The sequence below is a fragment of the Halopseudomonas sp. T1L2 genome (genome assembly GCF_055397385.1).
This window is the reverse complement of sequence record NZ_AP040865.1, coordinates 97,723-123,005: the sequence shown is the minus strand read 5'-3', so window position 1 is coordinate 123,005 and position 25,283 is coordinate 97,723. Positions and strand designations below refer to the sequence as shown.

At 61.0% G+C, this 25,283-nt stretch carries 29 protein-coding genes; 12 read left to right on the top strand and 17 right to left on the bottom strand.

Annotation, left to right across the window (positions count from 1 at the left end):
* Positions 1 to 21: 21 nt before the first annotated feature.
* The 7 genes from tolQ to aspS all read right to left on the bottom strand — a co-directional run bounded on the left by tolQ (position 22) and on the right by aspS (position 6,174).
* Positions 22 to 693 carry a protein TolQ gene (gene tolQ, locus ACZ5WQ_RS00610; protein WP_233049252.1) on the bottom strand — a complete coding sequence of 224 codons (672 nt, stop codon included), beginning with the start codon at positions 691 to 693 and terminating at the stop codon, positions 22 to 24.
* 55 nt (positions 694 to 748) lie between these two features.
* The gene (gene ybgC, locus ACZ5WQ_RS00605) at positions 749 to 1,186 is read right to left on the bottom strand and encodes a tol-pal system-associated acyl-CoA thioesterase (RefSeq protein ID WP_464382899.1); all 438 of its coding nucleotides are present in this window, start codon (positions 1,184 to 1,186) and stop codon (positions 749 to 751) included.
* Positions 1,187 to 1,247: 61 nt separating this feature from the next.
* Positions 1,248 to 2,309, bottom strand: a complete 1,062-nt coding sequence (ruvB, locus tag ACZ5WQ_RS00600) for a Holliday junction branch migration DNA helicase RuvB (protein ID WP_088275540.1) — start codon at positions 2,307 to 2,309, stop codon at positions 1,248 to 1,250.
* Between the two features lie 48 nt (positions 2,310 to 2,357).
* A complete protein-coding gene (gene ruvA / locus ACZ5WQ_RS00595) occupies positions 2,358 to 2,963 on the bottom strand; it encodes a Holliday junction branch migration protein RuvA (protein WP_464382898.1) in 606 nt (201 codons plus the stop codon).
* 24 nt (positions 2,964 to 2,987) lie between these two features.
* The gene (ruvC, locus tag ACZ5WQ_RS00590; protein ID WP_088275544.1) at positions 2,988 to 3,515 is read right to left on the bottom strand and encodes a crossover junction endodeoxyribonuclease RuvC; all 528 of its coding nucleotides are present in this window, start codon (positions 3,513 to 3,515) and stop codon (positions 2,988 to 2,990) included.
* A gap of 76 nt (positions 3,516 to 3,591) precedes the next feature.
* A complete protein-coding gene (locus ACZ5WQ_RS00585; RefSeq protein WP_464382897.1) occupies positions 3,592 to 4,338 on the bottom strand; it encodes a YebC/PmpR family DNA-binding transcriptional regulator in 747 nt (248 codons plus the stop codon).
* Between the two features lie 60 nt (positions 4,339 to 4,398).
* Positions 4,399 to 6,174 carry an aspartate--tRNA ligase gene (gene aspS / locus ACZ5WQ_RS00580; RefSeq protein ID WP_228246393.1) on the bottom strand — a complete coding sequence of 592 codons (1,776 nt, stop codon included), beginning with the start codon at positions 6,172 to 6,174 and terminating at the stop codon, positions 4,399 to 4,401.
* Positions 6,175 to 6,424: 250 nt separating this feature from the next.
* Between aspS and ACZ5WQ_RS00575 the strand changes: the two genes are divergently transcribed.
* Both ACZ5WQ_RS00575 and ACZ5WQ_RS00570 read left to right on the top strand, forming a co-directional pair.
* Positions 6,425 to 6,895: a Dps family protein gene (locus tag ACZ5WQ_RS00575; RefSeq protein WP_464382896.1), complete on the top strand. Its 471-nt coding sequence runs from the start codon at positions 6,425 to 6,427 to the stop codon at positions 6,893 to 6,895.
* Between the two features lie 146 nt (positions 6,896 to 7,041).
* Positions 7,042 to 7,683 carry a cold-shock protein gene (locus ACZ5WQ_RS00570; protein ID WP_464382895.1) on the top strand — a complete coding sequence of 214 codons (642 nt, stop codon included), beginning with the start codon at positions 7,042 to 7,044 and terminating at the stop codon, positions 7,681 to 7,683.
* A gap of 10 nt (positions 7,684 to 7,693) precedes the next feature.
* On the opposite strand, the gene ACZ5WQ_RS00565 is transcribed toward ACZ5WQ_RS00570, so the two are convergent.
* Positions 7,694 to 7,912 carry a SlyX family protein gene (locus ACZ5WQ_RS00565; RefSeq protein WP_088275553.1) on the bottom strand — a complete coding sequence of 73 codons (219 nt, stop codon included), beginning with the start codon at positions 7,910 to 7,912 and terminating at the stop codon, positions 7,694 to 7,696.
* Positions 7,909 to 8,340 (bottom strand): HIT domain-containing protein, encoded by a 432-nt coding sequence (locus ACZ5WQ_RS00560; protein ID WP_335600074.1) that lies wholly within the window; start codon positions 8,338 to 8,340, stop codon positions 7,909 to 7,911. Before ACZ5WQ_RS00560 ends, ACZ5WQ_RS00565 begins: the two co-directional genes overlap by 4 nt.
* A gap of 272 nt (positions 8,341 to 8,612) precedes the next feature.
* On the opposite strand from ACZ5WQ_RS00560, the gene ACZ5WQ_RS00555 reads away from it, so the two are divergent.
* The 4 genes from ACZ5WQ_RS00555 (at position 8,613) to ACZ5WQ_RS00540 (ending at position 13,063) form a co-directional block, all read left to right on the top strand.
* Positions 8,613 to 9,896 carry an OprD family porin gene (locus tag ACZ5WQ_RS00555; protein ID WP_464382894.1) on the top strand — a complete coding sequence of 428 codons (1,284 nt, stop codon included), beginning with the start codon at positions 8,613 to 8,615 and terminating at the stop codon, positions 9,894 to 9,896.
* A 150-nt stretch (positions 9,897 to 10,046) separates the two neighbouring features.
* A complete protein-coding gene (locus ACZ5WQ_RS00550; RefSeq protein ID WP_464382893.1) occupies positions 10,047 to 11,780 on the top strand; it encodes a proline--tRNA ligase in 1,734 nt (577 codons plus the stop codon).
* Positions 11,777 to 12,484 carry a hypothetical protein gene (locus tag ACZ5WQ_RS00545; protein ID WP_464382892.1) on the top strand — a complete coding sequence of 236 codons (708 nt, stop codon included), beginning with the start codon at positions 11,777 to 11,779 and terminating at the stop codon, positions 12,482 to 12,484. Before ACZ5WQ_RS00550 ends, ACZ5WQ_RS00545 begins: the two co-directional genes overlap by 4 nt.
* A 3-nt stretch (positions 12,485 to 12,487) precedes the next feature.
* A complete protein-coding gene (locus tag ACZ5WQ_RS00540) occupies positions 12,488 to 13,063 on the top strand; it encodes a lytic transglycosylase domain-containing protein (protein WP_464382891.1) in 576 nt (191 codons plus the stop codon).
* Position 13,064: 1 nt separating this feature from the next.
* Here ACZ5WQ_RS00540 and ACZ5WQ_RS00535 read toward each other — a convergent pair whose 3' ends face one another.
* The 3 genes from ACZ5WQ_RS00535 to ACZ5WQ_RS00525 are packed head-to-tail and all read right to left on the bottom strand — an operon-like array spanning position 13,065 to position 15,070.
* Positions 13,065 to 13,337 (bottom strand): acylphosphatase, encoded by a 273-nt coding sequence (locus ACZ5WQ_RS00535; protein ID WP_088275567.1) that lies wholly within the window; start codon positions 13,335 to 13,337, stop codon positions 13,065 to 13,067.
* 3 nt (positions 13,338 to 13,340) lie between these two features.
* Entirely contained in the window at positions 13,341 to 13,799 is a 459-nt protein-coding gene (locus ACZ5WQ_RS00530) for a TlpA family protein disulfide reductase (protein WP_335599541.1), read from the bottom strand.
* The gene (locus ACZ5WQ_RS00525; RefSeq protein WP_464382890.1) at positions 13,796 to 15,070 is read right to left on the bottom strand and encodes a YihY family inner membrane protein; all 1,275 of its coding nucleotides are present in this window, start codon (positions 15,068 to 15,070) and stop codon (positions 13,796 to 13,798) included. The genes ACZ5WQ_RS00530 and ACZ5WQ_RS00525 overlap by 4 nt, the downstream gene beginning before the upstream one ends.
* A gap of 85 nt (positions 15,071 to 15,155) precedes the next feature.
* Between ACZ5WQ_RS00525 and arsC the strand changes: the two genes are divergently transcribed.
* Genes arsC through ACZ5WQ_RS00510 form a run of 3 tightly spaced genes read left to right on the top strand, consistent with a single transcriptional unit; the run spans position 15,156 to position 16,523 of the window.
* Positions 15,156 to 15,506 (top strand): arsenate reductase (glutaredoxin), encoded by a 351-nt coding sequence (gene arsC / locus ACZ5WQ_RS00520; RefSeq protein WP_088275573.1) that lies wholly within the window; start codon positions 15,156 to 15,158, stop codon positions 15,504 to 15,506.
* A complete protein-coding gene (gene wrbA / locus ACZ5WQ_RS00515) occupies positions 15,503 to 16,120 on the top strand; it encodes an NAD(P)H:quinone oxidoreductase (RefSeq protein ID WP_464382889.1) in 618 nt (205 codons plus the stop codon). Before arsC ends, wrbA begins: the two co-directional genes overlap by 4 nt.
* Positions 16,113 to 16,523, top strand: coding sequence for a DUF2069 domain-containing protein (locus ACZ5WQ_RS00510; RefSeq protein WP_088275577.1), 411 nt, complete (start codon positions 16,113 to 16,115; stop codon positions 16,521 to 16,523). Before wrbA ends, ACZ5WQ_RS00510 begins: the two co-directional genes overlap by 8 nt.
* A gap of 35 nt (positions 16,524 to 16,558) precedes the next feature.
* Here the strand turns inward: ACZ5WQ_RS00510 and hda are convergent, their stop codons facing one another.
* From hda to ACZ5WQ_RS00495, 3 genes are read right to left on the bottom strand one after another with little or no spacing between them, the layout of a single operon-like run.
* Complete coding sequence (gene hda / locus ACZ5WQ_RS00505; RefSeq protein WP_088275579.1) at positions 16,559 to 17,272, bottom strand: DnaA regulatory inactivator Hda; 714 nt, start codon at positions 17,270 to 17,272, stop codon at positions 16,559 to 16,561.
* Positions 17,272 to 18,387, bottom strand: a complete 1,116-nt coding sequence (locus ACZ5WQ_RS00500) for an AI-2E family transporter (protein WP_228247351.1) — start codon at positions 18,385 to 18,387, stop codon at positions 17,272 to 17,274. The genes hda and ACZ5WQ_RS00500 overlap by 1 nt, the downstream gene beginning before the upstream one ends.
* A gap of 50 nt (positions 18,388 to 18,437) precedes the next feature.
* Positions 18,438 to 19,520 carry a DUF2066 domain-containing protein gene (locus ACZ5WQ_RS00495; protein WP_228247350.1) on the bottom strand — a complete coding sequence of 361 codons (1,083 nt, stop codon included), beginning with the start codon at positions 19,518 to 19,520 and terminating at the stop codon, positions 18,438 to 18,440.
* Positions 19,521 to 19,789: 269 nt separating this feature from the next.
* Between ACZ5WQ_RS00495 and purM the strand changes: the two genes are divergently transcribed.
* Genes purM through ACZ5WQ_RS00480 form a run of 3 tightly spaced genes read left to right on the top strand, consistent with a single transcriptional unit; the run spans position 19,790 to position 22,297 of the window.
* Positions 19,790 to 20,854, top strand: a complete 1,065-nt coding sequence (gene purM, locus ACZ5WQ_RS00490; protein WP_088275585.1) for a phosphoribosylformylglycinamidine cyclo-ligase — start codon at positions 19,790 to 19,792, stop codon at positions 20,852 to 20,854.
* A 4-nt stretch (positions 20,855 to 20,858) separates the two neighbouring features.
* Positions 20,859 to 21,518: a phosphoribosylglycinamide formyltransferase gene (gene purN, locus ACZ5WQ_RS00485; protein ID WP_464382888.1), complete on the top strand. Its 660-nt coding sequence runs from the start codon at positions 20,859 to 20,861 to the stop codon at positions 21,516 to 21,518.
* Between the two features lie 11 nt (positions 21,519 to 21,529).
* Positions 21,530 to 22,297 (top strand): DUF3108 domain-containing protein, encoded by a 768-nt coding sequence (locus ACZ5WQ_RS00480; protein WP_088275589.1) that lies wholly within the window; start codon positions 21,530 to 21,532, stop codon positions 22,295 to 22,297.
* Between the two features lie 183 nt (positions 22,298 to 22,480).
* On the opposite strand, the gene ACZ5WQ_RS00475 is transcribed toward ACZ5WQ_RS00480, so the two are convergent.
* The gene (locus ACZ5WQ_RS00475) at positions 22,481 to 23,704 is read right to left on the bottom strand and encodes a 3-hydroxyacyl-CoA dehydrogenase (protein WP_088275591.1); all 1,224 of its coding nucleotides are present in this window, start codon (positions 23,702 to 23,704) and stop codon (positions 22,481 to 22,483) included.
* Positions 23,705 to 23,877: 173 nt separating this feature from the next.
* The gene (locus tag ACZ5WQ_RS00470; protein ID WP_228247347.1) at positions 23,878 to 25,215 is read right to left on the bottom strand and encodes a tetratricopeptide repeat protein; all 1,338 of its coding nucleotides are present in this window, start codon (positions 25,213 to 25,215) and stop codon (positions 23,878 to 23,880) included.
* Between the last annotated feature and the right edge of the window lie 68 nt (positions 25,216 to 25,283).

Sequence of the window (25,283 nt, the reverse complement as noted above, 5' to 3'; positions counted from 1 at the left end):
GCATGCCCATAACGACTCCGCTTACTCCTCGCGTGCGTGAACGCGACGGTGCAGAATGCTGGAAAACTCTTCTGCGAAGGTGTAGTAGCGGCCGATCAGCATTTCCGAACGGGCGGAGAAGCGGTTGTACGCAACCACCGCGGGGATCGCCGCAAACAGGCCGATGGCAGTCGCCACCAGCGCTTCGGCGATACCCGGAGCAACGGTCGCCAGTGTCGCCTGCTGCACGGTCGCCAGCCCGCGGAAGGAGTTCATGATCCCCCAAACGGTACCAAACAGGCCCACATACGGACTGGTTGAGCCGACGGTCGCGAGGAACGGCAGATGCTGCTCAAGCTTTTCCTCTTCGCGCGAAATGGCAACACGCATGGCGCGCTGCACTGCGTCCATCACCGCATCGGGATCCACTCCCGACTGCTGACGCATGCGTGAAAATTCCTTGAAGCCGGCACGAAAGATCTGCTCCAGACCCGAGTTCTCATCCGGGGAGCCGGTGACCTGACGGTACAGCTGGGACAAATCGACACCGGACCAGAAGCGGTCTTCAAAGTCATCCAGTGCACTCTTGGCCCCGCGCATGACGCTGCCGCGCTGGAAAATGAGCACCCACGACATCACCGATGCCGCCAGCAACGACAACATTACCAGTTGCACCAGCACACTGGCGCCGGACACCAGGTGCCATATCGACATTTGGTCAGCCTGCACGCTCAGCTACTCCTCGCTTGTCCATCAAATTTCTGACTCATTACCCGTTGATCTCGGCCCGGGCGGTGTTCTCGAATGCCGTACGCATGGCTTCGGGAATCGCTCTCGGGCGATAGCGGTCGGCGCTGACGCAGGCGACCAGCACCTCACCTTCACACAACAACTCTCCCGCCCGAGTCACGCTCTGGCGGAAGCGAATACTTGCTCGCTTGGTTTCCAAGACAGTCGCAGTTACGACAAGTTCATCATCCAATCGTGCGGGCGCGAGATAACGTGCCGTGACCGAGTGCACAACAAAAATGACGTTTTCTCTCTGCAGAGCGCTTTGATCAAAGCCCAGAGTACGGACCAGCTCCGTCCGCGCACGCTCCATAAACTTCAGGTAATTGACGTAGTAGACGATGCCACCGGCATCGGTATCTTCAAAGTAGACGCGGGCTTTCAGCTCGAACGGCGGCCCAGAACGTTCAACGCGCATAATGTAGAGCCAAGCAAGGGTTTTGCATAGTGGGTCTCCTGGCAAAATGCAAAATATTTTTTCAGGACGCGTCCGGCGCCGCCGGATCGTCAAACAGATCGGCTGCCGCCCCGGCCATCCGGGGCGGCAGCCTCAGACCAAAGTGCTGATAGGCGTGCCGCGTGACGACTCGACCACGGGGCGTGCGCATGATGAACCCCTGCTGGATCAGGTAGGGCTCCAGCACATCCTCAATGGTGTGTCGCTCCTCGCCGATAGACGCCGACAGATTGTCCAGCCCAACCGGCCCGCCATCGAACTTGTCGATCATGGTAAGCAGCAGGCGGCGATCCATGTGATCAAAACCCTGCTCGTCCACATCCAGCAGGTTCAGAGCCTGATCCGCCACGTCCTGGCTGATGACACCGGCACCGCGCACTTCGGCAAAGTCCCGCACCCGGCGCAGCAGACGATTGGCGATTCGGGGGGTGCCGCGGGAGCGGCGGGCGATCTCGCGCGCGCCGCCGTCATCCATCTGCAAACCAAGAATGGCGGCAGAACGCGCCACGATGGTTGCCAGGTCGGCAACCGAATAGAATTCCAGCCGCTGCACAATGCCGAAGCGGTCGCGCAGCGGGTTGGTCAGCATCCCGGCTCGAGTGGTGGCCCCGACCAGGGTAAAGGGCGGCAGATCCAGCTTGATCGAACGGGCAGCCGGGCCTTCGCCGATCATGATGTCGAGCTGATAATCTTCCATCGCCGGATACAGAATCTCTTCGACGACCGGAGACAGGCGATGAATCTCGTCAACGAAGAGCACATCGCCCGCCTCGAGATTGGTCAGCAGTGCAGCCAGGTCACCGGCGCGCTCCAGCACCGGTCCGGAGGTGCTCTTGATCTTGGCACCCATCTCCTGGGCGATGATATTGGCCAGCGTGGTCTTGCCGAGACCGGGCGGCCCGAAGATCAGCACATGATCCAGCGCCTCGCCACGCCCCTTGGCCGCCTTGATGAACAATTCCATCTGCTCGCGCACGGTCGGCTGGCCGATATATTCCGCCAGCTTGAGCGGCCGAATCGCGCGGTCAATGACTTCTTCCTGCTGCCTGGGCGTTGCCGCGATCAGGCGATCTTCTTCCAGCATGTCTTATCCATTCAAAGGGAACGCAACCAGTTCTGCACCGGATCTGCGCTACACCATGCCCCTGAGCGCACGGCGAATCAACTCTTCGCTGCTGAGCCCATCTTCGTCTACCGCCGCAACCGCCTTGCTGGCCTCCTGCGGTTTGTAGCCCAGGGCAATCAGCGCACTGACGGCGTCGGCACTCGGCTTGACCGGCGCACCGGTCATACCCGACGGGGCCGCCAGCGACACGGCACCCGGCAGCGCATCCCAGGCCTTGAAACGATCACGCAGTTCGATCAGCAGACGTTCAGCGGTCTTCTTGCCAACACCCGGGACCCTCACCAGCGCGCTGACATCCTGATGCTGCACAGCCATGACCAGCTCGTCGACTTCCATGCCCGACATCAGCGCCAGCGCCAGCTTCGGACCCACGCCATTGAGCCGGATCAGCTCGCGGAACAGCTCTCGCCCGCGCTTGTCAGCGAAGGCATAGAGCAACTGCGCATCCTCACGCACAACCATATGGGTATGCAGGGTTACCTTCTCGCCAAGCGCCGGCAATTGATAAAACGTGCTCATCGGCGCATCCAGCTCGTAACCAACCCCTTGCACATCCAGCAAAATATGTGGCGGCTGTTTTTCCAGCAAAATACCGCTCAAACGCCCTATCACCAGTGTTTCTCCCTGAAAGTCAGATCAACGACGGCGCACACGGCCGGCGCGCATCGCCAGCGCGGCATTGCCCAGCTGCTGCTGCACACCGCTCATGTGGGCATGACAGAGGGCAATCGCAAGCGCATCGGCAGCATCGGCCTGCGGTGTACCGCCCAGACCCAGCAATTGGGTAACCATGTGCTGCACCTGCTTCTTGTCAGCCGCCCCGGTGCCGACTACCGCCTGCTTGACCTGGCGCGCACTGTACTCGTGCACCGCCAACCCGGCATTGACCGCAGCGACGATAGCCGCCCCCCGCGCCTGACCCAGCTTGAGGGCAGAATCCGGATTACGCGCCATGAACACCTGCTCGATGCTGACCACATCAGGCTGGTATTGACCAATCAGCTCCGACAGATAGTGAAAAATTCTCTGCAGGCGCTCCGGGAAGGCACCATCGCCCACCCGGATACAACCGGACGTCACATACTCCTGACGGCCAGCCGCGTGGCGGACAATACCGAAACCGGTTATCCGGGAGCCGGGGTCAATCCCCAGTATCAGCGCCATGTGTTATCCGTCAGCATGCGGGCCATAGAAAAAAGGGAGGCCCGCGCCTCCCTTACCTGCATCAGTATGCGCCGGCTCAACCCAGCTGTTCCATGATGTCATCGGAGATCGATGCATTGGAATAGACATTCTGCACATCGTCCAGATCTTCCAGCATATCGATCAGCCTGACCACCTTCTGCGCCGTATCCAGATCCAGCTCGGCCTGGGTCGACGGCACCATGGTGACCTCCGCCGACTCCGGGGCAAAGCCCGCCGCCTCAAGGGCATCGCGCACCGCACCGAACTCCTCGAAGCTGGTGAACACGTCAAAGGAGCCGTCATCGTTGGTGACGAAATCTTCCGCGCCCGACTCCAGCGCCGCTTCCATCAGCGACTCTTCATCCGCCTCGGCAGAAAACGTCAACTGACCGCGCCGGGTAAACAGATACGCAACAGAGCCATCGGTACCCAGATTGCCGCCGCACTTGCTGAACGCATGACGCACTTCGCTGACCGTGCGGTTGCGATTGTCCGTCATCGCCTCGACCAGCACTGCCACGCCACCGGCACCGTAACCCTCGTAAGTCAGCTCTTCCATGTTGTCGGCATCGTTGCTGCCGGCACCACGAGCAATGGCGCGATCGATGGTGTCACGGGTCATGTTGGCGCCCAGCGCCTTGTCGACCGCCGCGCGCAAACGCGGGTTGTCAGCCGGGTTACCGCCGCCGACCTTGGCGGAAACGGTCAGCTCACGAATCAGCTTGGTAAAGATCTTGCCCCGCTTGGCATCCTGAGCCGCCTTGCGGTGCTTGATATTGGCCCATTTTGAATGACCGGCCATAAAACCAACTCCAGATAGCAGAATCCCCGCCGAGCCAACGGCACTGCGGGGACAAGGAACTTACTCAGCCTTGGGCTGTTCACGCAGACGAATGTGCAGCTCACGCAGCGACTTGTTATCCACCTCACCCGGCGCCTGGGTCATGACACAGGCAGCACTCTGGGTTTTCGGGAAGGCAATCACTTCACGAATCGACTGCGCGCCGGTCATCAGCATGACCAGACGATCCAGACCAAAGGCCAGGCCACCGTGCGGCGGCGCGCCGTACTTCAGCGCATCCAGCAGGAAGCCGAACTTCTCCTGCTGCTCGTCTTCGCTGATGCCCAGCACACGGAATACGGTCTGCTGCATGGTCTTGTCGTGGATACGAATGGAACCACCGCCCAGCTCGGTACCGTTCAGCACCATGTCGTAGGCACGCGACAGCGCGGCAGCCGGATTGGCTTCCAGCTCGGCAGGCGTGCACTTGGGCGCGGTGAACGGGTGGTGCATCGCGGTCAGGCTGCCGTCGTCGTTTTCTTCGAACATCGGGAAGTCGACCACCCACAGCGGCGCCCATTCGCAGGTGAACAGATTCAGATCGTGACCGAGCTTGATACGCAGCGCGCCCAGTGCCTCGGATACGATGCGCGCCTTGTCTGCACCGAAGAACACGATGTCGCCATCAACCGCGCCAACGCGATCCAGAATCACATTGATGTTGTCCAGCGGGATATTCTTGACGATCGGCGACTGCAAGCCTTCTACACCTGCTGCGCGCTCGTTGACCTTGATGTACGCCAGGCCCTTGGCACCATAGATGCCGACGAACTTGGTGTAGTCGTCGATCTGCTTGCGCGGCATGCTCGCACCGCCCGGAACGCGCAGCGCGGTCACGCGGCACTTGGGATCATTGGCCGGGCCTGCAAACACCTTGAACTCGACGTCCTTGAGCTGATCTTCAACATCCACCAGCTCCAGCGGGATACGCAGGTCGGGCTTGTCGGAGCCGAAACGGCGCATGGCTTCGGCCAGTGACATGTGCGGCAGCTCGCCAAACTCGACGTCCAGCACTTCCTTGAACAGGTTGCGCACCATGGTCTCGGTGATATCCATGATGTCTTTTTCGTCGAGGAAGCTGGTCTCGATGTCGATCTGGGTAAATTCCGGCTGACGGTCTGCGCGCAGATCTTCGTCGCGGAAGCACTTGGCGATCTGGTAGTAACGGTCGAACCCGGCAACCATCAGCAACTGCTTGAACAGCTGCGGCGACTGCGGCAGGGCGAAGAAGCTGCCCGCATGGGTGCGGCTCGGCACCAGGTAGTCACGCGCACCTTCCGGGGTGGCACGAGTCAGAATCGGGGTTTCCACATCGAGGAAACCATTGTCATCCAGGTAACGGCGAATGCTGGAGGTGATGCGCGAACGCAGCTTCAACTTCTCGGCCATTTCAGGGCGACGCAGGTCGATAAAGCGGTAGCGCAGGCGGGTTTCCTCGCCCACGTCGGTATATTCGTTGAGCGGGAACGGCGGCGTCTCGGCCTCGTTCAGCACCTCAAGCTCGTAGCCCAGTACCTCGATGGCGCCCGACGCCATGTTGGCGTTGCGTGCACCTTCCGGACGCAGGCGCACCTTGCCGGTTACCTTGACCACATATTCGCTGCGCACACGGTCAGCCTTGGCAAAGGTTTCAGCGCGGTCCGGATCAAACACCACCTGGGCCAGGCCTTCGCGATCACGGATATCAAGGAAGATGACCCCACCATGGTCACGGCGACGGTGAACCCAGCCGCAAAGAGTTACTTCCTGATCCGCCAGCGATTCGTTCAGCTGGCCGCAATAGTGGCTACGCATCATGGTATGGTGCTTCCTGTGGTCGGCAAATTCGTTGCGATAGGATGCGTTGCGACGGTACACGCGCAAGGCACCCAAACAAAACGCCATACTATACCGGAAACTTGCCCCGCTAGGGAGTCCGCCCCGGCATGCTCACAGCACCCGGGAACCTCTGGCGATGGTGGACATCGGAGTAAAGAGATATACCGCAGCGACGACACATCCAGCAGCGCCGCAGCGGTACAAACAGCAATACAAGCAAGGAGCCAAAATGAAAATCGATATCGGCATTACCGAAAATGATCGCGCGCAAATCGCTGAAGGCCTGTCACGCCTGCTGGCAGACACCTACACCCTGTACCTGAAAACCCACAATTTTCACTGGAACGTCAAAGGCCCGATGTTCCAGACCCTGCACCTGATGTTCGAAACCCACTACACCGAACTGGCACTGGCAGTCGACGAAATTGCCGAGCGCATTCGCACACTGGGCTTCCCGGCGCCGGGTACCTATCGCCAGTTCGTCGAATTGAGCAGCATCAAGGAAGAAGAAGGAGTACCGGAAGCGAAGGAAATGATTCGCCTGCTGGTCGAAGGTCACGAAGCCTGCGTACGCACCGCGCGCAGTATTTTTCCGCAATGTGACGAGGCCCATGACGAACCCACGGCCGATCTGCTGACCCAGCGCATGCAAACCCACGAAAAAACTGCCTGGATGCTGCGCAGCCTGCTGGAAAGCTGATCAGGTCGACAGCCCCGGCAACCGGACGCCCGACTCCGTTTGGAGGCCGGGCGTTTTCAGGTTAGAGTGCCCCGGCGGCTCAAGCTATGAGCCGCACCAAGCAGCATGATCACAATACCAACAGCACTCTATTTACGGTGAGCCTCTTGAAGACCCTTCGTTATTTGCACCTTTTCATCGGTGCTGCCGCCCTGCTGGCCGGCCTGTTCGCCAGCGTCCCGTTCCTGACCCCGTCAGCACCGATCAGCTACCCTGGCCTGCTGGCCATTCTGACCGGCCTGATCAACCTGCAGCAATTCGCCCAGCAGCGAACAGCAGACCGCGGCATGGCCGGCGGCGTTGCCCTTGTCGGCTCGGCCCTGCTGATCGTCTCCGCGTGCATCCCGTTCGGCGCGTTGCTGATCCACCCGCTGTTTGCCGACTGGAGCATCTGGGCACTCAGCGCCGCCATTACCGGCGTCTGCCTGCATACCCTGATCGTACTGGTGCAGGAACTGGCTGCCATTCAACGCGCCCCGCGACCGGCCAAAAAGACAGCCAAGCCCAAAGCATCCAGCAACGGTGGCAGCGGACGAGAAAACGGCACTGTCAAATGGTTCAACACCAGCAAGGGCTTCGGCTTCATCACCCGCGATGACGGTGGCGATGTCTTTGTCCACTTCCGCTCGATTCAGGGCGAAGGTCATCGAGCCCTGCAGGAAGGCCAGCGCGTGTCCTACGTGGTTGCCAATCGCGACAAGGGCCTGCAGGCCGAGGATGTCACCATCCTCAACGAGCGCAAGCGCTGAACACTTGGCCTCAGTAATGGGGCGGCGGTGCTTCCTCCCCGGCGTCGCCGGGGATCTGCGCCGCCAGATCAGCCTGCCGCTTGGCCACCAGCTCCAGCGAGCGGCGCAGGCGATCCAGCTCAAACTGCTGCGCCGCCAGCGCATCGTTCAACGCCTGAATGGTGTCATCCTGAAACGCCAGTCGCGTTTCCAGCTCATCCACCCTTGCCACCAATTGATCCTGCGTCATTTTTCCTCCTCAACGAACCCGCATTCGCCGCGCAGAGCAATCCTCACCTTATCCAGAACTGCTTGCAGCGCCGCGGCTTCATAAGGCTTGGCAGGCAACTTGCCCCACACCGGGGCCGGCCATGCCGGATCCGTTTGATATCGCACAATGTGATGAACATGCAGCTGCGGCACCATATTACCCAAGGCAGCAATATTCAGTTTGTCTGCTGCAAAGTTATCCGCCAGCAATGCGGCAAACCGATCGGATTCCCGATGAAACTGAGCCCGGTCATCGTCGGCAAGTTCAAATACCTCACGCATTTGCGCCCGCCGCGGCACCAGAATAAACCAGGGATATTGACTGTCGTTCAACAGCAACACACGACAGAGCGTAAAGTCTCCGACAACCACACAGTCCTTCTGCAGCTGTGCATGCAATTCAAACATCCGAATCCGCCTCAGAATCAATAAACTTTAAAAACGTCTCAAACAGGGATAAATCAAACGCTTTTCCGGCATTTACGCACACTGCGTATAAAAAAATGCACACAAGGTATCGCCATTTGTGGCGCAATATTTTATAAACATTCCCCGACAAAACGCTGTTTTTTAAGGCACTTGCTTTCGCCTTTGGCACATCGGTGCTTAAATATAGAGCGAAAACAAGAGACCAGGCCGCTAGAGCCTAAAGGTTTTCTTTATATCAAAGGAGCACACCAATGAAGAACGCAGTTAAATGGAGTACGCTCGCACTGGCGGTTGCCGCTGGCAACGGCCTGATTGCAAGCCAGGCAATGGCAGAGGGCGAAGGCTTCGTGGAAGGCGCTTCCGCCACCCTGAGCAACCGCACTGTTTACTTCAACCGCGATTTTCGCACTAACGCTACCGACGACGATGGCAACATCCTCGGCAAGCGCGATGAAACTGCCACCGGCTTCCTGCTGAACTTTCAGTCCGGCTTCACCCAGGGCCCGATCGGCTTCGGTGCCGATGTTCTTGCCATGCAGGGCATCAAGCTGGACAGCGGTCGCGGTCGCTCCGGCACCGGCCTGCTTGAGCTGGACGATGACGGCTCAGCCAAGGATGAATATTCGGAAATCCGTGGCGCTGTGAAAGTCGCCATTCTGGATGACACCGTTGTGCGCTATGGCGTCCATCTGCCGGAAAACCCGGTTGCCTACTACGACGACGCCCGTCTGCTGCCGAACCACTACCAGGGCTACAGCATCACCAACAGCTCCATCGACGGTCTGTTCGTCGAAGCCGGTCGCCTGACTGATCGCAGCGAGAGGAACGACTCCAGCGAAACCGATGGCGCGCTGCGTGAAGACGAGAACCTGACCTACGCTGGCGGTACCTACAGCTTCAACGACAACCTCAGCGTCTCGCTGTACGGTGCAGAAGCCGAAGACTTCTATGATCGCTACTTCGTGGGCGCCGACTGGACCCTGCCGCTGAGCGAAGGCACCAGCCTGAGCACCAGCCTGGCGTACTATGACACCAGCGACGAAGACAGTACCGACGGCGATGAAGTAGACAACCAGGCAGCGTCCCTGTCGGTTACCCTGAACACCGGCTACCATGCGTTCGGCGTTGCCTACCAGCAGATGCGCGGTGATGCTGGCTACTACTACACCGATTACGACATCTATCTGGCCAACTCCATCCAGTACCTTGACTTCAACGCCAAGGACGAGAAGTCGTATCAGGTTCGCTATGACTACGACTTCGCCGGCATGGGCATCCCGGGCCTGAGCTTCATGACCCGTTACATCACCAGCAGCGGCATCGATACCGATTTCGTCAGCACCGCTGATGCAACTGTACGCAACGACTCCCGCTGGGAACGTAACACCGAGCTGCGCTACACCGTACAGAACGGCTTCCTGGAAGGCCTGAACGTGCGCTGGCGCAACGCCACCATCCGTCAGGATACCAACCTCGACGGCGGCGACGTCGACGAGAACCGCCTGATCGTTGGTTACACCTGGACTCTGCTGTAAGCCTCCAGGTACTGAGGAAAACCCGGCTCCGGCCGGGTTTTCTGTTTCTGCGCCCCTCATCCACTGCACTGCCGCGCGGGCTGTACGGCTTACCGGCACAATCGTACAATACCGCCCAAATTGCCCGTCACATCAGGACACCCGTTTCCCATGCGTACCAGTCAATATCTGATTTCTACCCTCAAGGAGACACCCTCCGACGCCACCGTCATCAGCCACCAGTTGATGCTGCGTGCCGGCATGATCCGCAAAATCGCCTCCGGCCTGTACACCTGGCTGCCAATGGGGCTGCGCGTGCTGCGCAAGGTAGAAGCCGTGGTGCGTGATGAAATGGACAAAGCCGGCGCACTGGAAGTACTGATGCCGGCGATTCAGCCAGCCGAGCTGTGGCAGGAGTCCGGACGCTGGGAGCAATACGGCCCCGAGCTGCTGCGCCTGAAGGACCGCCACGATCGCGAGTTCTGCGTAGGCCCGACCCACGAGGAAGTGATCACCGACCTGGCGCGCAACGAGATCACCAGCTACAAGCAGCTGCCGATCAACATGTACCAGATTCAGACCAAATTCCGTGACGAAATCCGTCCGCGCTTTGGCCTGATGCGCGGCCGTGAGTTCCTGATGAAGGATGCCTACTCCTTCCACCTCACCCAGGAGTCGCTGCAGCAGACCTACGACGGCATGTACCAGGCCTACTGCAACATCTTCAGCCGCCTGGGCCTGGAGTTCCGCCCGGTGGTTGCCGACAACGGCTCTATCGGCGGTGAAGGCTCGCACGAATTCCACGTGCTGGCGGATTCCGGCGAAGACGCGATCATCTTCTCCGACACCGGCAGCTACGCCGCCAACATGGAAAAGGCCACCGCTCAACTGCCGCAGGGCGAGCGCCCGGCCGCCAGCCAGCCGATGCAACTGGTCGACACGCCGGACCAGCTGACCATCGCTGCGGTCAGCGAATTCCTCAAGGTGCCGGCCGAGCAGTCGGTCAAGACCCTGATCGTGCTGGGCGCCGAAGAGGAAGGCAAACCCCAGCCACTGGTGGCACTGGTACTGCGCGGCGATCACGAGCTGAACGAGATCAAGGCCGAGCATCTGCCGGAAGTCCACGCGCCGCTGACCTTCGCCAGCGAAGCGCAAATTGTGTCTACCATTGGCTGCAAGCCCGGCTCCATTGGTCCGGTCAAGCTGCCGATCACCGTCATTGCCGACCACAGCGCCGCGCATCTGGCGGACTTTGTCTGCGGCGCCAACGTCGACGGCAAGCACTACACCGGCGTGAACTGGGAACGTGACGCCCAGTACACCCGGGTTGCCGACCTGCGCAATGTCGTCGAAGGCGATATCAGCCCGGACGGCAACGGCACACTGGTGATCAAGCGCGGCATCGAAGTGGGCCACATCTTCCAGCTGGGCCAGAAGTACAGCCAGGCAATGAACTGCACCGTGCTCAACGAGCAGGGCAAGAGCCAGACCCTGATCATGGGTTGCTACGGCATTGGCGTTTCCCGCGTGGTGGCCGCCGCCATCGAACAGAACTACGACGACCGCGGCATCCTCTGGCCGGACGCCCTGGCGCCGTTCCAGGTTGCCCTGATCCCGATGAAAATGGAAAGCTCTGAAGCCGTACAGCAGGCGACCATGGCACTCTACGAAGGCCTGCAGGCCGCCGACGTTGAGGTACTGCTGGATGACCGCGACAAGAAAACCAGCCCCGGCGTCAAGTTTGCCGACATGGACCTGATCGGCATTCCGCACCGCGTGGTCATCAGCGACCGCGGCCTGGCTGAAGGCCAGCTAGAGTACAAGTATCGTCGCGATCAGGACGCCACCAGCGTGGCTGCCGATCAGATGCTGAACTATCTGCTGGAGCGCATTCAGGGAAAATGATGCCGCGCCGACTGGATGCCCTTACCGGCAGTCGCCTGCTGTGGGCCAGCGCCTTGCTGGCCACACTGCAAGCCTGCAGCGTAAACGAACCCCAAGAACCCGCGTCCGGCCATATCGAACGCGAGCTGCTCAGCCACACCCTGCACATCGAGACCGGCGAGCCCCGGGTACTCGACACGCCGCATCGCAGCATTCGCATCAGCGAAAACCGGCTGTTCCGGGTCAGCCAGTACGATGCCGGTGGCACCCTGCTGGACCAGCACCGTCAGTACCAGAGTCTGCCCTGGGCGAACCGCACGGTGGATATCCAGCTCGGTGAGCTGCAGGTCCAGCGCGAGACAGACAGCGAAGGCACGTTCCGTCTCAACCTGCTTGATGAAGACATCGTACCCGTCGACTTCGATCAGCTCCGCACCATTGAGTTCGACGCGCGCGCCAGCGCAGAAGTCCACGCCGAAGCCGTGCTGCTGGTTGACCGCGAGTTACGCACGGTACTGCATGAAGCCTCGGAGCTGATCTACGACAACCTTGAGGAAGACGACGTAGAGCAGTGGGTCAAGCGCATTCACCGGTTAAGCGAGCTGGGACTCAAGGAAGAAGCCAGTCAGCTGGAGAATATGCTGATCCTGCTGACCACCGGCGACCCGCACCTTCAGGGCGAGTTCATCCAGGCCCTCGACAACAGCGGGCAGCATCAGGAGTAATGCATGCGCCCAGGGATGGTGCTGTTTTTCCTGAGCTGGCTGGCGTGCAGCCAGCTCCAGGCATCGACCGAACCGACACCGGTAGACCCCGAGCTGCGCGCCGAGCTGATGCGCACCATTGCCAGTGCCGACAGTTTCCAGGATCGCTTTGACGCCGAAGTCTGGCTACTCGACATGTCGACCCGCATGGCCCCCTTCATCCCCGACGAGCAGGCACGGCTGCGACTGCTGCGACTGGCTCACCAGGCTGCCAAGCGCGCCGGACTAAAGCCGGATCTGGTGATTGCCGTGATGCACGCCGAAAGCCTGTTCGATCCCTATGCGCTGTCGTCCGTTGGGGCCCAGGGCGTCATGCAGGTCATGCCGTTCTGGAAAGCGGAGATTGGTCGGCCGGACGATAACCTGATTGATCTGGCGACCAATCTGCAATACGGCTGCACCATCCTCAAGTTCTATCTGGACAAGGAGAATGGCAACCTGCGTCGCGCGCTGGCGCGCTACAACGGCAGTCTGGGAAGCAACCGCTACCCCGACCGCGTACTCGATTACTGGTACAGCTACTGGTACGTCAAGGACTGAATCAGAGCTGAACAAAGCCGGCTATGTCCTGCCAGACGCAGGCTTCCAGCTCGACACGCTCAACCTCTGCGCGCGCCGGGCCGCGCTGCAGCCAGCCGGACATCGCTTCCAGCGCATCCTCAGCACCACACAGCAGCACCGCGACGCTGCCGTCCGACTGATTACGCACCCAGCCACTGATCCCCAGACGTGAAGCCTCGCGCACCGTCGCCTGACGAAAGCCGACTCCCTGCACCTTGCCCACTACCCGCCCCTGCAGACAGATATCACTCATCGCTCACTCCCCCGCTTCGGTTGCCATCAACGGCTTCAAGTCATCGTAATGCTGCGGCCCCTGCAATGTAGCCAGGATCGCGCCCTCGCCATCCAGCAGGTAGGTTGTCGGCAGCACCTGTGGGCGCGGCAGACCGTAGGCACTGGCAAACTCGGCACCCAGCACCGGAAAGCGAATATCCATTCGCGTGACAACCGCCTGCAACTGCTCACCAGTGGCGCCATCATAATCAATGCCGATAACCCCCCCGCGCGGCAACTCGGCGGCCAGACGATTTAGCTCCGGCAGTTCATCCCGGCATGGTGCACACCACTCGGCCCAGAAATTGACCAGCACGCGCTGGCCCTGCAGCTGCTCCCGGTCCAGCGCCACGCCCTGATGATCAAGCCAGCCAACCGAACGATCACAGCCGCTCAGCAGCAGCGCGGCGCTGAGCAACAGCATCAATCTGCACAGTGTCATGTGGTCTCCTTCTTCGCCGAAACAGCGGCCGGCACAGCGGCCGAAAGGGAGTCTCCCAGCAGCCACTGCCGTACACTCCCCTGCAGCCGCGCCCTGCGCGCCTGATCCGCCTCCGCCAGCGCTTCACTGAAAGCCGGATACCAGTCCTCGCCAGCCGGCAGCGCCGCTGGCAGCTCCTCATGGGTAACCGGGGGCACCGGCATACGCTCCAGCAGCCGGTTCAGCTCCAGAGTGTCCGGATCCCGGCAGAGTACAAAGCTGCCATTCTGAGTTCGAGTCACGACCTGCTCACCCTCCAGCCAATCGGTCAGCTGCAGCCACAACTCCTCGTGCATCACCCAGCCGGCGGCGTTGACCCGTGCCTGGTCCACCTGCTCCCCGCGCTGCTGGGCAATGAGAAAAACCCGCAACAGCACCAGCAGATTGATCATCCACGGATACTCCGGGCGGCGCCAGGCATGACCATTACCCAGATTACTGACCAGCTCGGCGCCCAGCAGGATGATCAGCCAGCTGACATAAATCCACAGCAAAAACAATGGCACTGCGGCAAAGGCACCGTAAATCAGCTGATAACCGGGGAACAGCTTGACGTAGCCCCCAAAGCAGGCCTTGGCCGCCTCGAACAGCAGCGCAACAAACACGCCACCGACCAGACCATAGCGCAGAGGCACCCGGGTATTGGGCACCGCAACAAAGATCAATGTGAAGGCAGCGATGCTGAGCAGGACTGGCAGCAACAGCAGGACCTGACTCCAGACCGACCCCAAGAGTGCGCCCTGCTGAAACAGCGAGATGGAAGCGATATAGGTACTGACGACAAAGCCGGCACCGAGCAACAACGGCCCGATACTCAACACCGCCCAATAGAGCAGAAAGCTCGACAGGCCCCGGCGTGGCTGGCGAATCCGCCAAATGGCGTTAAACGCCTTTTCGATGTTCACCAGCATCAGCAACGCGGTAATCATCAACAGCGCAACACCCACACCGGTCAGCTGCCGGGCCTGGGTCGAAAACTCGCTCAAATGACGCTGCAACGCTTCGCCACTGGCAGGCAAAAAATTCTTGAAGATGAACGCCTCAACCTGCCCGCCCACCTGATCGAACGCCGGAATGGCCGCCAGCATGGCGTAGGCCACCGTCATGACCGGCACCACGGCAAACAACGTGGTATAGGTCAATGCGGCCGCATTCTTGATGCAATTGTCTTCGAGAAAGCGGCGCACCAGATAACGAACGAAGTGCAGAAACAGATTCAGTTGGCGCGGCATTCCATCTCCCTGACAGCCCGAGGCATTAACGCTTAGAATACCCCCCAACCCTGACTCAGGCCACCGTCACACGGAGCACATCCCGATGACCACTACCATCTTTCACAATCCGCGCTGTTCCAAATCCCGTCAGGCACTGGAACTGCTCGAGCAGCGTGGTACCGAGATCGACATTGTTCGCTATCTGGAAACCCCGCCGGACGCCGCCACCCTGGTTGACCTGCTCGAACGCCTGGGGCTCAGCGCCCGCGAACTGATGCGCAAGGGCGAAGATCCATATAAGGAACTGAATCTGGACAACCCCGAGCTGAGCGAAGCGCAGCTTGTGCAGGCCATGGTCGACTACCCGAAACTGATCGAACGTCCGATCGTCATCCATGACGGCAAGGCGGTTATTGGACGCCCGCCCGAGCGCGTGCTGGAGCTGTTCGCATGAGCCAGTCCGGGTACGTTCTAGTGCTGTATTACAGCCGTCATGGCGCAACCGCCGAGATGGCGCGACTGATTGCCGAGGGTGTCGAGCAGAGCGGTATCGAGGCGCGGGTTCGCACGGTGCCGCCGGTTGCGCCCGAGACCACAGCCAGTCTGCCACCGGTGCCGGAAGATGGCGCCGTCTATTGCACCAGCGACGACCTCAAGCACTGCTCGGCACTGATTCTTGGCAGCCCGACCCGCTTCGGCAACATGGCTGCCCCGCTCAAGCATTTTATTGATGGCACCAGCAGCCTGTGGCTGGCCGGCAACCTGAACGGCAAACCGGCTGCGGTATTCACCTCCACCGCCAGCCTGCATGGCGGCCAGGAAGCCACGCTGCTGTCGATGCAGTTGCCGTTGCTGCACCACGGCATGCTGCTGGTCGGATTGCCGTACAGCGAAAGTGCGCTGACCGAAACCTGCGGCGGCGGCACGCCCTACGGTGCCAGCCACCATGCCGGCGCACAGGGCGAACGCCGGCTGGATCAGCACGAAAGCCAGCTGTGCCGCGCACTCGGCAAACGGGTCGGCAGCATCACCCGCCAGTTGGCGGCAGGAGCACAGATCGGTGGCTAGAGAGAAAAAACCCCTGCCGTCGCTGGCCTACCTGCAACCGCGCTGCCGCGTCAGCCGGCTGATCGCGCTGGTCGGCTATGCCGGGCTGGTGCTTGGCATGCTCGGCTACAACCTGCTGGTGGCCGATCTGCACGGCGCCAATCCGGTGATTATCATTGGCGTGCAGCTGCTGCCACTGCTGATTTTCCTGCCCGGCATTATCACCGGCCACGTGCGCACCCACGCCTGGCTCAGTTTTGCCATCAACCTGTATTTCATTCAGGGCGTGCTGATCTGCTTTCAGCCCGGACGCCTGGGCTACGGGCTGTTCATGGCCGGGTTCAGTGTGCTGTATTTCGTTGCGGCGCTGTACTACATCCGCTGGAGCTTTCAGGCGCAACGCGTCGAGCGAGGGGAAACCTGAGCGGAGCCGCCCGGGCAGATACGCGGGAGCTGCGGCTACCAGCCCATCTCCCGCTTGACGAAGGGAATGGTCAGACGGTGCTGATCGCGCAGCGATGCCTGATCCAGCGTCTCTAGCGCGGCAAACAGCTCACCCATGCCGCGGGCACCCCGACTGAGAATGTAGCGAGCAACATCGTCGCCCAGTTGCAGTCCGCGCTGGGCCGCACGCAACTTGAGCACTTCCTGCTTGCCCTCATCGTCCAGCGGCTGCAGCTGGAATACCAGCCCCCACCCCAGTCGCGACTCGAGATCGGGCAGCTTCAGCCCCAGCGCTCTGGGTGCAGCCGCAGCAGCCACCAGCAGTCGACCGCCCTGCTCACGCAGGCGGTTGTAGAGATGGAACAGCGCCTCTTCCCAGTCAGGCCTGCCGACCACTGCCTCCAGCTTGTCCAGACACAGCAAGTCGACCGACTCCATCCCTTCCAGCAGCAGCGGACCTTCGTCAGCCAGCTCATCGAGCGGCAGATACATGGCCAATCCGCCCTCGTCTGCCAGCGCATGACACGCCGCCTGCAGCAAGTGGGTGCGACCGGTACCCTCGGTTCCCCAAAGAAACAGGCAACACTCAGGCACCGCCGACTGCAACGAAGCGAACGCGCGGGTTGCAGCCAGCACGGTGGCATTGGGCCCCGGGTAGTAGCTGGCGAAGGTCGCCTCGTCCCTCAGTTTAATACCCAGCGGCAGTTGAACGGGTTGTCCTGCAGACATCAGCGCTGCTCTTCCTCATCCAGTTCGACACGCACGGTGTCGACTTCATAATTTTCCGCCAACGGTTCGCCATAAGCGGCCGAGGCGCGATAGTGCCGATAGGCATGGCGCAGCAGCACCATGACAACCGCCGCAATCGGCAGCGCCAGCAGGATACCGACAAAACCGAACAACTGCCCGCCGGCAAGGATGGCAAAGATAACGGCGACCGGGTGCAACCCAATACGATCACCCACCAGCAGCGGCGTCAGCACCATCCCTTCAATCATCTGGCCGACACTGAACACCGCTACCACTGCGACCAGATGGAACAGGTCACCAAACTGGAATACCGCAGCGATCAGCGCCGCACAAATACCGACAAAAAAGCCCAGGTAGGGCACGATACTGGCCAGACCGGCGAGCATCCCGATCAGCAGCGCCAGATCCAGACCGACCAGCCAGAGGCCAAGCCAGTAGATAACGCCCAGACAGGTCATAACCAGCAACTGGCCGCGAATGAACGCGCCGAGCACCTCGTCGCACTCTCCCAGCAGCTTGACAATCAGCGGCTCCTGACGACGGGGCAACATCTCCCGGCACCGGGCGACGATCACATCCCAGTCGCGCAGCAGGTAAAACCCGACGACCGGAATCATCACCAGATTGGCCGTCCAGGTGACCAGCGCCATGGTCGAACGGGTGGCCTGCGCAATTACCGTAGCCAGCACGCCACCGGTTTTGCCGAGATTGTCGGCAAGACTCTCGCGCACGCTATCGAGCCTGAAGTCAGAGACCTGCACACCAAGCCGTGCTTCAACCCAGGGCAAGGCGGCGCTGTGAAACCAGTCGATCATCGCTGGCACATTCGAGCGCAGGGTGGCGATCTGGTGCCCCAGCAGGGGAATCAGTATCAGCAGCGCCGCGATCAATATGCCCGTCACCACAGCAAAGACCACAACTACGCCGAGGGTGCGGGACAACCCGCGTGCTTCCAGTCGATCAACCAGCGGGTCACCCAGGTAGGCCAGCAGCATGCCAATCAGAAAAGGCGCCAGAATGGGCTGCAGAAAATAGATCAGTGCCAGCAGCGCCGCGAGGCCAGCGGCCCAGTACCAGCGATAGTCCGAGGTCATGGTGTCGTCCTTAAAAGCCTCTGGATAGGCCGCCCAAGCGCGACCTGCGCTCAGCGCCAGCGATAATACAGGGTATCGCCCTGCTCTGCCGCCTCCGCTGAAGACGGCGCCGTTTCAGCCAGCGACTCCGTCGGCGCCGTTTCGACCTCGGGAGCATCAACCTCGACAAGGCGCTGGTCCAGCATCAACATGCGCTCAAGCTGGGCACGGTCGCCGGCAAAGTCGACGCGGAAACGCACCTGATCGTCCTGCACCGACAACAGACTTGGCAGCGTCTCCATGCCCAACTGCTGCAAGGTGCGCTGCAGATCGGCAAAGGCATCAATACTGTTGATGCCGCTGACCTCCAGCACCCAGCCCGCTACCGGCGCAGCGCTGGCTAGGCCGCCCACCGCATACTGCTGATGTACCTCGGCGGCTACTGCCCGCATCAGCTCGTCGGCCACGGCCAGCGGATCCGGACTCTCAGCCTTGCCGGTCAGTTTGCGATCGTTGAGCCAGAAGGTCCAGCTCAGCGCCCAGCTGTCATCCTCCCGAGCGACTGTCAGCGCCAGCACGCCCTCGCTGGCGTAACGCTGGCTGGCCTCTGCCAGCACCGCCTGATCGGCATCCAGCACATCCTGTTCGCTGACACCGGCACGATCCTGCAGATCGGCCAGCGGTTGAGTCAGCACCACGCCCCGATACCGGGCCGCAGTCTTCAATGCCTGCCCCATTTCGCCGGAGGCAGCCAAAAAATCCTGACTGTAAGCGTCGCCCTCTACCGCCCAGACCAGAATGCCGGGCCGATTGCGACCCAGCACCGGCACCTTCGCCTTGCCCAGCGCGTCGCGCAGCAGGAGCGGGTCAAACTCGACACGCAGCGCCCCATCCTCGCCCAGCGAGCCAATCTGTCTGGTCACCTGGCCAGGCTGCGCCAGAATCTCGGCCAGCGGACCGCTGTCGACTTTGGCGTTTGCACCGGCAAGCCGCTCCAGCATCACCTGCGCGGCCACCTGCAATTGGGCAGCCTGATCAGCCTCTGCGCGCGGCGGCACATCAACCTGGTACAAGGATTCAACGACTGCAGCCTGCGACAGCAGGGGCAGACAGAGAGAGAAAAGGCCAATACAGGCGTTGCGCAACAGAGGCATGAACACTTCCGTCAGGGTAGCTGGGCGTTCTCACAGCCATGACGCTGCGAAGGTTTTAACCCGCTACATTAAACAAGCCTTGCAAGCGCGGCAACCGGCTTGCCGCAGGCATGCGCTGCGCGCGGCATTCAGCACGTCGGCAGACCGTGTTCGGCATGGCTCTGCCGGGCATGACTTGGTAGACTATGCCGCTATTCGAAAGCGCCTGCCCGCACAGCAACCAAGGCGTGTCGAGACCTATCCTTTTTTTCACAGTTCGAGATCCGCTCATGAGCAGCCAGACGCCTTCCAAACCCTCGATCAGCTACAAAGACGCCGGTGTGGACATCGCCGCCGGTAACGCCCTGGTCGACCGTATCAAGCACGTTGCCAAGCGCACCGCGCGTCCGGAAGTAATGGGCGGCCTGGGTGGTTTCGGCGCCCTGTGTGAAATTCCCGAAGGCTACCGCCAGCCGGTACTGGTTTCCGGCACAGACGGCGTCGGCACCAAGCTGCGTCTGGCCATGGACCTGAACATGCATGACCAGATCGGCATCGACCTGGTTGCCATGTGCGTCAATGACCTGGTGGTCTGTGGCGCAGAGCCGCTGTTCTTCCTCGACTACTACGCCACCGGCAAGTTGAACGTGGACGTTGCCGCCCAGGTTGTAACCGGCATCGGCGCCGGCTGCGAACTCGCCGGCTGTGCTCTGGTTGGCGGCGAAACCGCAGAGATGCCCGGCATGTACGAAGGCGAAGACTACGATCTGGCCGGTTTCTGCGTTGGTGTGGTCGAAAAGGCCGACATCATCGACGGCAGCAAGGTCATCGACGGCGACACCCTGATCGCCCTGCCGTCTTCCGGCCCGCACTCCAACGGTTACTCGCTGATCCGCAAGATCATCGAAGTCGCCGGTATCGACATCCACAGCACCCAGCTCGACGGCAAGCCACTGAGCGAACTGCTGATGGCGCCGACCCGCATCTACGTCAAGGCCCTGCTGCAACTGATCAAGCAGACTGGCGCCGTGAAAGCCATGGCCCACATCACCGGTGGTGGCCTGCTGGAGAACATTCCGCGCGTTCTGCCGGAAGGCTCGCAGGCAATCATTGATCTGGCCAGCTGGCAGCGTCCGGCCGTGTTCAACTGGCTGCAGGAGCAGGGCAACGTTGACGAAACCGAAATGCACCGCGTGCTGAACTGCGGCGTGGGCATGGTCATCTGTGTGGCTGCGGAACAGGCCCAAGCCGCTCTGCAAAGCCTGCGCGACGCTGGCGAGCAGCCCTGGGTGATTGGCCGTATCGCCAGCGGCGCGGACGGCGCCGAAGCGGTTGTTCTGCAGCACGGCAACTAATATCGTGCGCAGCCGTATTGTTGTCCTGATCTCCGGGTCAGGCACCAACCTGCAGGCACTGATCGACGATCTCGCCGGCGCCGACGCGCCAGCCGAGATCGTTGCAGTCATTTCCAACAAGGCCGAGGCCTATGGACTGGTACGCGCCAGCAACGCCGGCATCCAGACCCGTGCCCTTGACCACCGCGAGTTTGCCGATCGGGCAGCCTTTGATCGGGCGCTGATCGCTGAAATTGACGCCTTTCAGCCGGATATGGTGCTGCTCGCCGGCTTCATGCGCATTCTCACTGCCGACTTTGTGACACATTACCGTGGCAGGCTGCTCAACATTCACCCCTCGCTACTGCCCCGCCACAAGGGCCTGCAGACCCATCAGCGGGCACTGGATGCGGGTGATGAAGAGCACGGGGCCAGTATTCATTTCGTCACCGAAGAACTTGATGGCGGTCCGGTAGTCATACAGGGACGCGTAACCGTTCATCCTGACGACGATGCCGCCAGTCTGGCGTCCCGCGTACAGGTAAAGGAACACGCTTTGTACCCGCTCGCGGCGCGCTGGTTTGCAACCGGGCGCCTGCGCCTGGAAGGGGATCAGGCATGCCTCGATGGCACGCCCATTCCGCCCAGCGGGTTAAGACTGGAAGACATCGAATCCGGCAGATGAGAAAAGACCAGATGCATGCCAACACGACTATTAAAAAGATAACGCACAATCGATTCATCAAGCCCCTCGCGGCCCTGCTCCTCGGCTTGAGTGCCAGTGCCGCCGGCGCTATCGAGCTGCAGCCGTTCAGCGCCAGCTACGCCGCCGACATGAAAAACATTCCGGTCAACGGCGAAGCCATTCACAGCCTGCAAGCCAATGATGACGGCAGCTGGAACCTGTCTTTCAGTGCCAGCATGTTTGTTGCCCGGCTGACCGAGCAAAGCACGCTGCGGGTAGCCGACGACCGGATTCAACCACTGACGTATCACTACGAGCGTCGCGGCCTGGGCCGGGGCAAGGAAATCCTGCAGCACTTCGACTGGCCCCAGGCGCAGGTGACCGGCACCTACAAGGGTGAATCGTTCAGCCTGCCAACCGAACCCGGCCTGCTCGACAAGACCACCTATCAGCTTGCGCTGCAGGCGGATCTGGCCGCCGGCAAGACAGACATGACCTACCGCGTAGTCGACGGCGATGAGGTGGAAGAATACGCGTTCCGAGTGGTTGGCGAAGAACGGGTCACCACCAAAGCCGGACAGTTTGATGCGGTAGAGGTCGAACGGGTACGCGAGCCCGACGCCCGCCGCGAAACCACTCTATGGTTTGCCAAGGACTGGAACTACCTGCTGGTGCGCCTGAGCCAGATCGAAACCGACGGCCAGCACTATCAGATCATGCTCAAGGAAGCGACCGTCAACGGCCAGACCGTGACCGGCATACCGGTGAGCCACAAGTAACAAGGCGACGCCTGATCGGCGGACACCTGTGTTTGCCTGATGCCGCTCTGGTGGACACGCCTTCGGCTTAGTCCACCCTACGCCCAGCGTGTCCGCCGTTGTCCCGCCAGCCCGCTCGACCTCTGTGAAAAATCAAAAAAACCGCGACAGCGCAAGCTGCCGCGGTTTTTTTAATCAGCTCGATCAGGCCTTGGTGAAGCGACCACCAGCTTCGGCCAGCTTGACCAGACCGGCAGCGGGCTTCCAGAACTCGCCACGCTCGGCTTCCAGCGCGCGGATTTCGGCCAGCACCTTGTCCAGACCCAGGCTGTCGGCGTACGCCATCGGACCTACGCGGTCAGCCGGGAAGCCGTAACCAAAGCGGTAAACGCGGTCGATGTCTTCAGCGGATTCGGCGAAGCCTTCGTCCAGAATGCGCGCACCTTCGTTGACCAGCGCCAGGATGCAACGGGTCACGATTTCCTCGGCAGATACGTCACGGGCGGTGTAACCGGCTTCTTCAGCCACTTCACGGGCCATCATGTCGGTTTCCGGATCGTGGATCGCCTGACGGCTGCCTGCTTCGTACTTGTAGAAGCCGTGGCCGCTCTTCTGACCGAAACGCTCCATTTCACACAGCTTGTTGTCCAGCCACACGATCGGCTCGCCGCGACCGATGCCGGCCAGCTGACGGGAACGCCAGCCCAGGTCAACACCCACGACGTCGTACATGCGGTAGGGGCCCATCGCCATGCCGAAGCCCTGCAGCGCCTGGTCGACTTCCCACGGGGTGGAACCTTCCAGTACCACTTCGCGGGACTGGCGGGAGTATTTTTCCAGCATGCGGTTGCCGATAAAGCCGTGGCAGTTGCCGGCCAGGACTGCTTCCTTGCCGATCTTCTTGCCAACAGCCAGGCAAGCGTCCATGACGTCCTGGGCAGTAGCCTTGCCACGAACGACTTCCAGCAGCTTCATGATGTGCGCCGGGCTGAAGAAGTGCAGACCCAGAACCTGGGTCGGACGCTGGGTCGCGGAAGCGATTTCGTCGATATCCAGATAGGAGGTGTTGGTGGCCAGAATCGCGGACGGCTTAACCGCCTTGTCCAGCTCGGCGAAGATCTTCTTCTTCAGATCCATGTTTTCATAGACGGCTTCAACCACCAGGTCCATGTCGGCCAGATCTGCGTAGTCCTGGGTGGTGCTGATACGGGCAACACGCGCCTGCGCTTCGGCATCGTCAAAACGCTCCTGGGCAACCGAGCGCTTGTAGACCGCGGCGATCTCGACCAGGCCCTTCTCCAGCATCTCGCCATTGACGTCCAGCCAGGTGACCGGGTAACCGGCGTTGACGAAGTTCATCACGATGCCGCGACCCATGGTGCCAGCGCCGATAACGCCAACTTTCTTGATATCTTCAAACGCAGCCATGTCAGCTACCTCCGGATAATGTGAGCAAGATGAAGTGCAAAGACTGTTCGGTGTGCAAAGGCGGCCCACCGGCCGTTCTGCGGGGACCGATACAGTACGCAAATTGCGTCCGGATTGGACCCCCGCCAAACTGATAAAACTTATTCACGGCATGAATAAGACAACGACAGTGCTCAGAGTGAGGGCAGCGCCTCACCGACCGTCCATTCGGCGGCAGCACGCCGGGCCGTCTTGAGCTGGCTGGCACTCAGTTCCTGGGCCATCACGTCACGCGCCTCCCGCGCTCCCTCAAGCCCCTGCCCGGCACTGAGTGCAAACAGCATGTAGGCCATCGCATTGTTGGTACGAATGCCCTCGCCGTTCATATACATGATGGCCAGATTGAACATGGCGCTTGCCTCACCCTGACTGGCGGCAGCCGTGTACCACCTGATGGCCTGCGCATTGTCTTCCGGGGTGCCTTCACCCTCGTCGTACATGATCGCCAGGTTGTACTGGGCATTACGCTCGCCCTGCTCAGCCGCGGCCGTGTACCACTTGATCGCCGCCTGATTGTCCTCGGCGGTGCCTTCCCCTTCGTCGTACATCAGCGCCAGGTTGTACTGGGCCTTGGCATGCCCCTGCTCGGCGGCGAAGGTATACCAGTTGATGGCCTCGGCATCGTCCACCTTGGTGCCTTCACCCTCGTCGTACATCAGCGCCAGATTGTACTGGGCATCCTTGTGCCCCTGCTCGGCGGCCTTGCGGTACCACCCGATAGCACGGCGATCATCCACCGGCACGCCTTCGCCCTCGTCGTACATGATCGCCAGGTTGTATTGCGCGGCGGCATCACCCTGCTCGGCCGCAGCGGTGTACCAGCGAATGGCCTCGCGGTCATCCAGCGGCACACCCTCGCCCAGGTCGTACAGCAGCGCCAGGTTGTACTGGGCATCGGCGTGTCCCTGCTGCGCCGCCATCAGGTAATACTCGGCGGCCTTGCTGTCATTGACCGGCACACCTTCACCTTCGTCGTACATGAGTGCCAGATTGTATTGCGCGTCGGCGTGGCCCTGCTCTGCCGCGCGCAGGTACCACTCAATGGCGGCGAGGTCATCCACCGGCACACCCTCGCCCTCGTCGTACATCAGCGCCAGGTTGAACTGGGCAGCCGCGTTGCCCTGCTCGGCGGCCAGGGTGTAGTACTCGATGGCCTTGAGGTCATCCAGCTCGACGCCCTCACCCATGTCGTACATGTAGGCTACCGAGAACTGGGCCTCGGCATCCCCCTGGGCAGCCGCTTCGCTGTAGAGCTCGAAGGCCTTGGCATAATCCTGCTCGACGCCTTCGCCATCGTAGTAACGCTGCGCCAGTTCCCGCTGGGCTTGGGCATCACCGTTGAGCGCCTGATTGATCCACTGGGTGATCTGGGTACGCAGGTCGCCTTTCTTGTCGTACTCGGTAACCGCCTGCAGAGGCGCGGAGAGAAGAGCACCGGTCAGACCCAGCGCAAGCAGTGAGGTAGCTTTCATTGATTAACCATCCCTGTGACTGTGAGGTGGCTGCGCAGCACGCGGAGCGTTGGCAAATGATACCCAAG

What these genes read in the sequence shown, in the direction of transcription:
- tolQ (WP_233049252.1), bottom strand. Translation starts at nt 693, where the DNA reads ATGTCGATATGGCACCTGGTGTCCGGCGCCAGTGTGCTGGTGCAACTG.
- ybgC (WP_464382899.1), bottom strand. Translation starts at nt 1,186, where the DNA reads ATGCGCGTTGAACGTTCTGGGCCGCCGTTCGAGCTGAAAGCCCGCGTC.
- ruvB (WP_088275540.1), bottom strand. Translation starts at nt 2,309, where the DNA reads ATGCTGGAAGAAGATCGCCTGATCGCGGCAACGCCCAGGCAGCAGGAA.
- ruvC (WP_088275544.1), bottom strand. Translation starts at nt 3,515, where the DNA reads ATGGCGCTGATACTGGGGATTGACCCCGGCTCCCGGATAACCGGTTTC.
- ACZ5WQ_RS00585 (WP_464382897.1), bottom strand. Translation starts at nt 4,338, where the DNA reads ATGGCCGGTCATTCAAAATGGGCCAATATCAAGCACCGCAAGGCGGCT.
- aspS (WP_228246393.1), bottom strand. Translation starts at nt 6,174, where the DNA reads ATGATGCGTAGCCACTATTGCGGCCAGCTGAACGAATCGCTGGCGGAT.
- ACZ5WQ_RS00575 (WP_464382896.1), top strand. Translation starts at nt 6,425, where the DNA reads ATGAAAATCGATATCGGCATTACCGAAAATGATCGCGCGCAAATCGCT.
- ACZ5WQ_RS00565 (WP_088275553.1), bottom strand. Translation starts at nt 7,912, where the DNA reads ATGACGCAGGATCAATTGGTGGCAAGGGTGGATGAGCTGGAAACGCGA.
- ACZ5WQ_RS00560 (WP_335600074.1), bottom strand. Translation starts at nt 8,340, where the DNA reads ATGTTTGAATTGCATGCACAGCTGCAGAAGGACTGTGTGGTTGTCGGA.
- ACZ5WQ_RS00555 (WP_464382894.1), top strand. Translation starts at nt 8,613, where the DNA reads ATGAAGAACGCAGTTAAATGGAGTACGCTCGCACTGGCGGTTGCCGCT.
- ACZ5WQ_RS00550 (WP_464382893.1), top strand. Translation starts at nt 10,047, where the DNA reads ATGCGTACCAGTCAATATCTGATTTCTACCCTCAAGGAGACACCCTCC.
- ACZ5WQ_RS00545 (WP_464382892.1), top strand. Translation starts at nt 11,777, where the DNA reads ATGATGCCGCGCCGACTGGATGCCCTTACCGGCAGTCGCCTGCTGTGG.
- ACZ5WQ_RS00540 (WP_464382891.1), top strand. Translation starts at nt 12,488, where the DNA reads ATGCGCCCAGGGATGGTGCTGTTTTTCCTGAGCTGGCTGGCGTGCAGC.
- ACZ5WQ_RS00535 (WP_088275567.1), bottom strand. Translation starts at nt 13,337, where the DNA reads ATGAGTGATATCTGTCTGCAGGGGCGGGTAGTGGGCAAGGTGCAGGGA.
- ACZ5WQ_RS00530 (WP_335599541.1), bottom strand. Translation starts at nt 13,799, where the DNA reads ATGACACTGTGCAGATTGATGCTGTTGCTCAGCGCCGCGCTGCTGCTG.
- ACZ5WQ_RS00525 (WP_464382890.1), bottom strand. Translation starts at nt 15,070, where the DNA reads ATGCCGCGCCAACTGAATCTGTTTCTGCACTTCGTTCGTTATCTGGTG.
- arsC (WP_088275573.1), top strand. Translation starts at nt 15,156, where the DNA reads ATGACCACTACCATCTTTCACAATCCGCGCTGTTCCAAATCCCGTCAG.
- wrbA (WP_464382889.1), top strand. Translation starts at nt 15,503, where the DNA reads ATGAGCCAGTCCGGGTACGTTCTAGTGCTGTATTACAGCCGTCATGGC.
- hda (WP_088275579.1), bottom strand. Translation starts at nt 17,272, where the DNA reads ATGTCTGCAGGACAACCCGTTCAACTGCCGCTGGGTATTAAACTGAGG.
- ACZ5WQ_RS00500 (WP_228247351.1), bottom strand. Translation starts at nt 18,387, where the DNA reads ATGACCTCGGACTATCGCTGGTACTGGGCCGCTGGCCTCGCGGCGCTG.
- ACZ5WQ_RS00495 (WP_228247350.1), bottom strand. Translation starts at nt 19,520, where the DNA reads ATGCCTCTGTTGCGCAACGCCTGTATTGGCCTTTTCTCTCTCTGTCTG.
- purM (WP_088275585.1), top strand. Translation starts at nt 19,790, where the DNA reads ATGAGCAGCCAGACGCCTTCCAAACCCTCGATCAGCTACAAAGACGCC.
- ACZ5WQ_RS00480 (WP_088275589.1), top strand. Translation starts at nt 21,530, where the DNA reads ATGCATGCCAACACGACTATTAAAAAGATAACGCACAATCGATTCATC.
- ACZ5WQ_RS00475 (WP_088275591.1), bottom strand. Translation starts at nt 23,704, where the DNA reads ATGGCTGCGTTTGAAGATATCAAGAAAGTTGGCGTTATCGGCGCTGGC.
- ACZ5WQ_RS00470 (WP_228247347.1), bottom strand. Translation starts at nt 25,215, where the DNA reads ATGAAAGCTACCTCACTGCTTGCGCTGGGTCTGACCGGTGCTCTTCTC.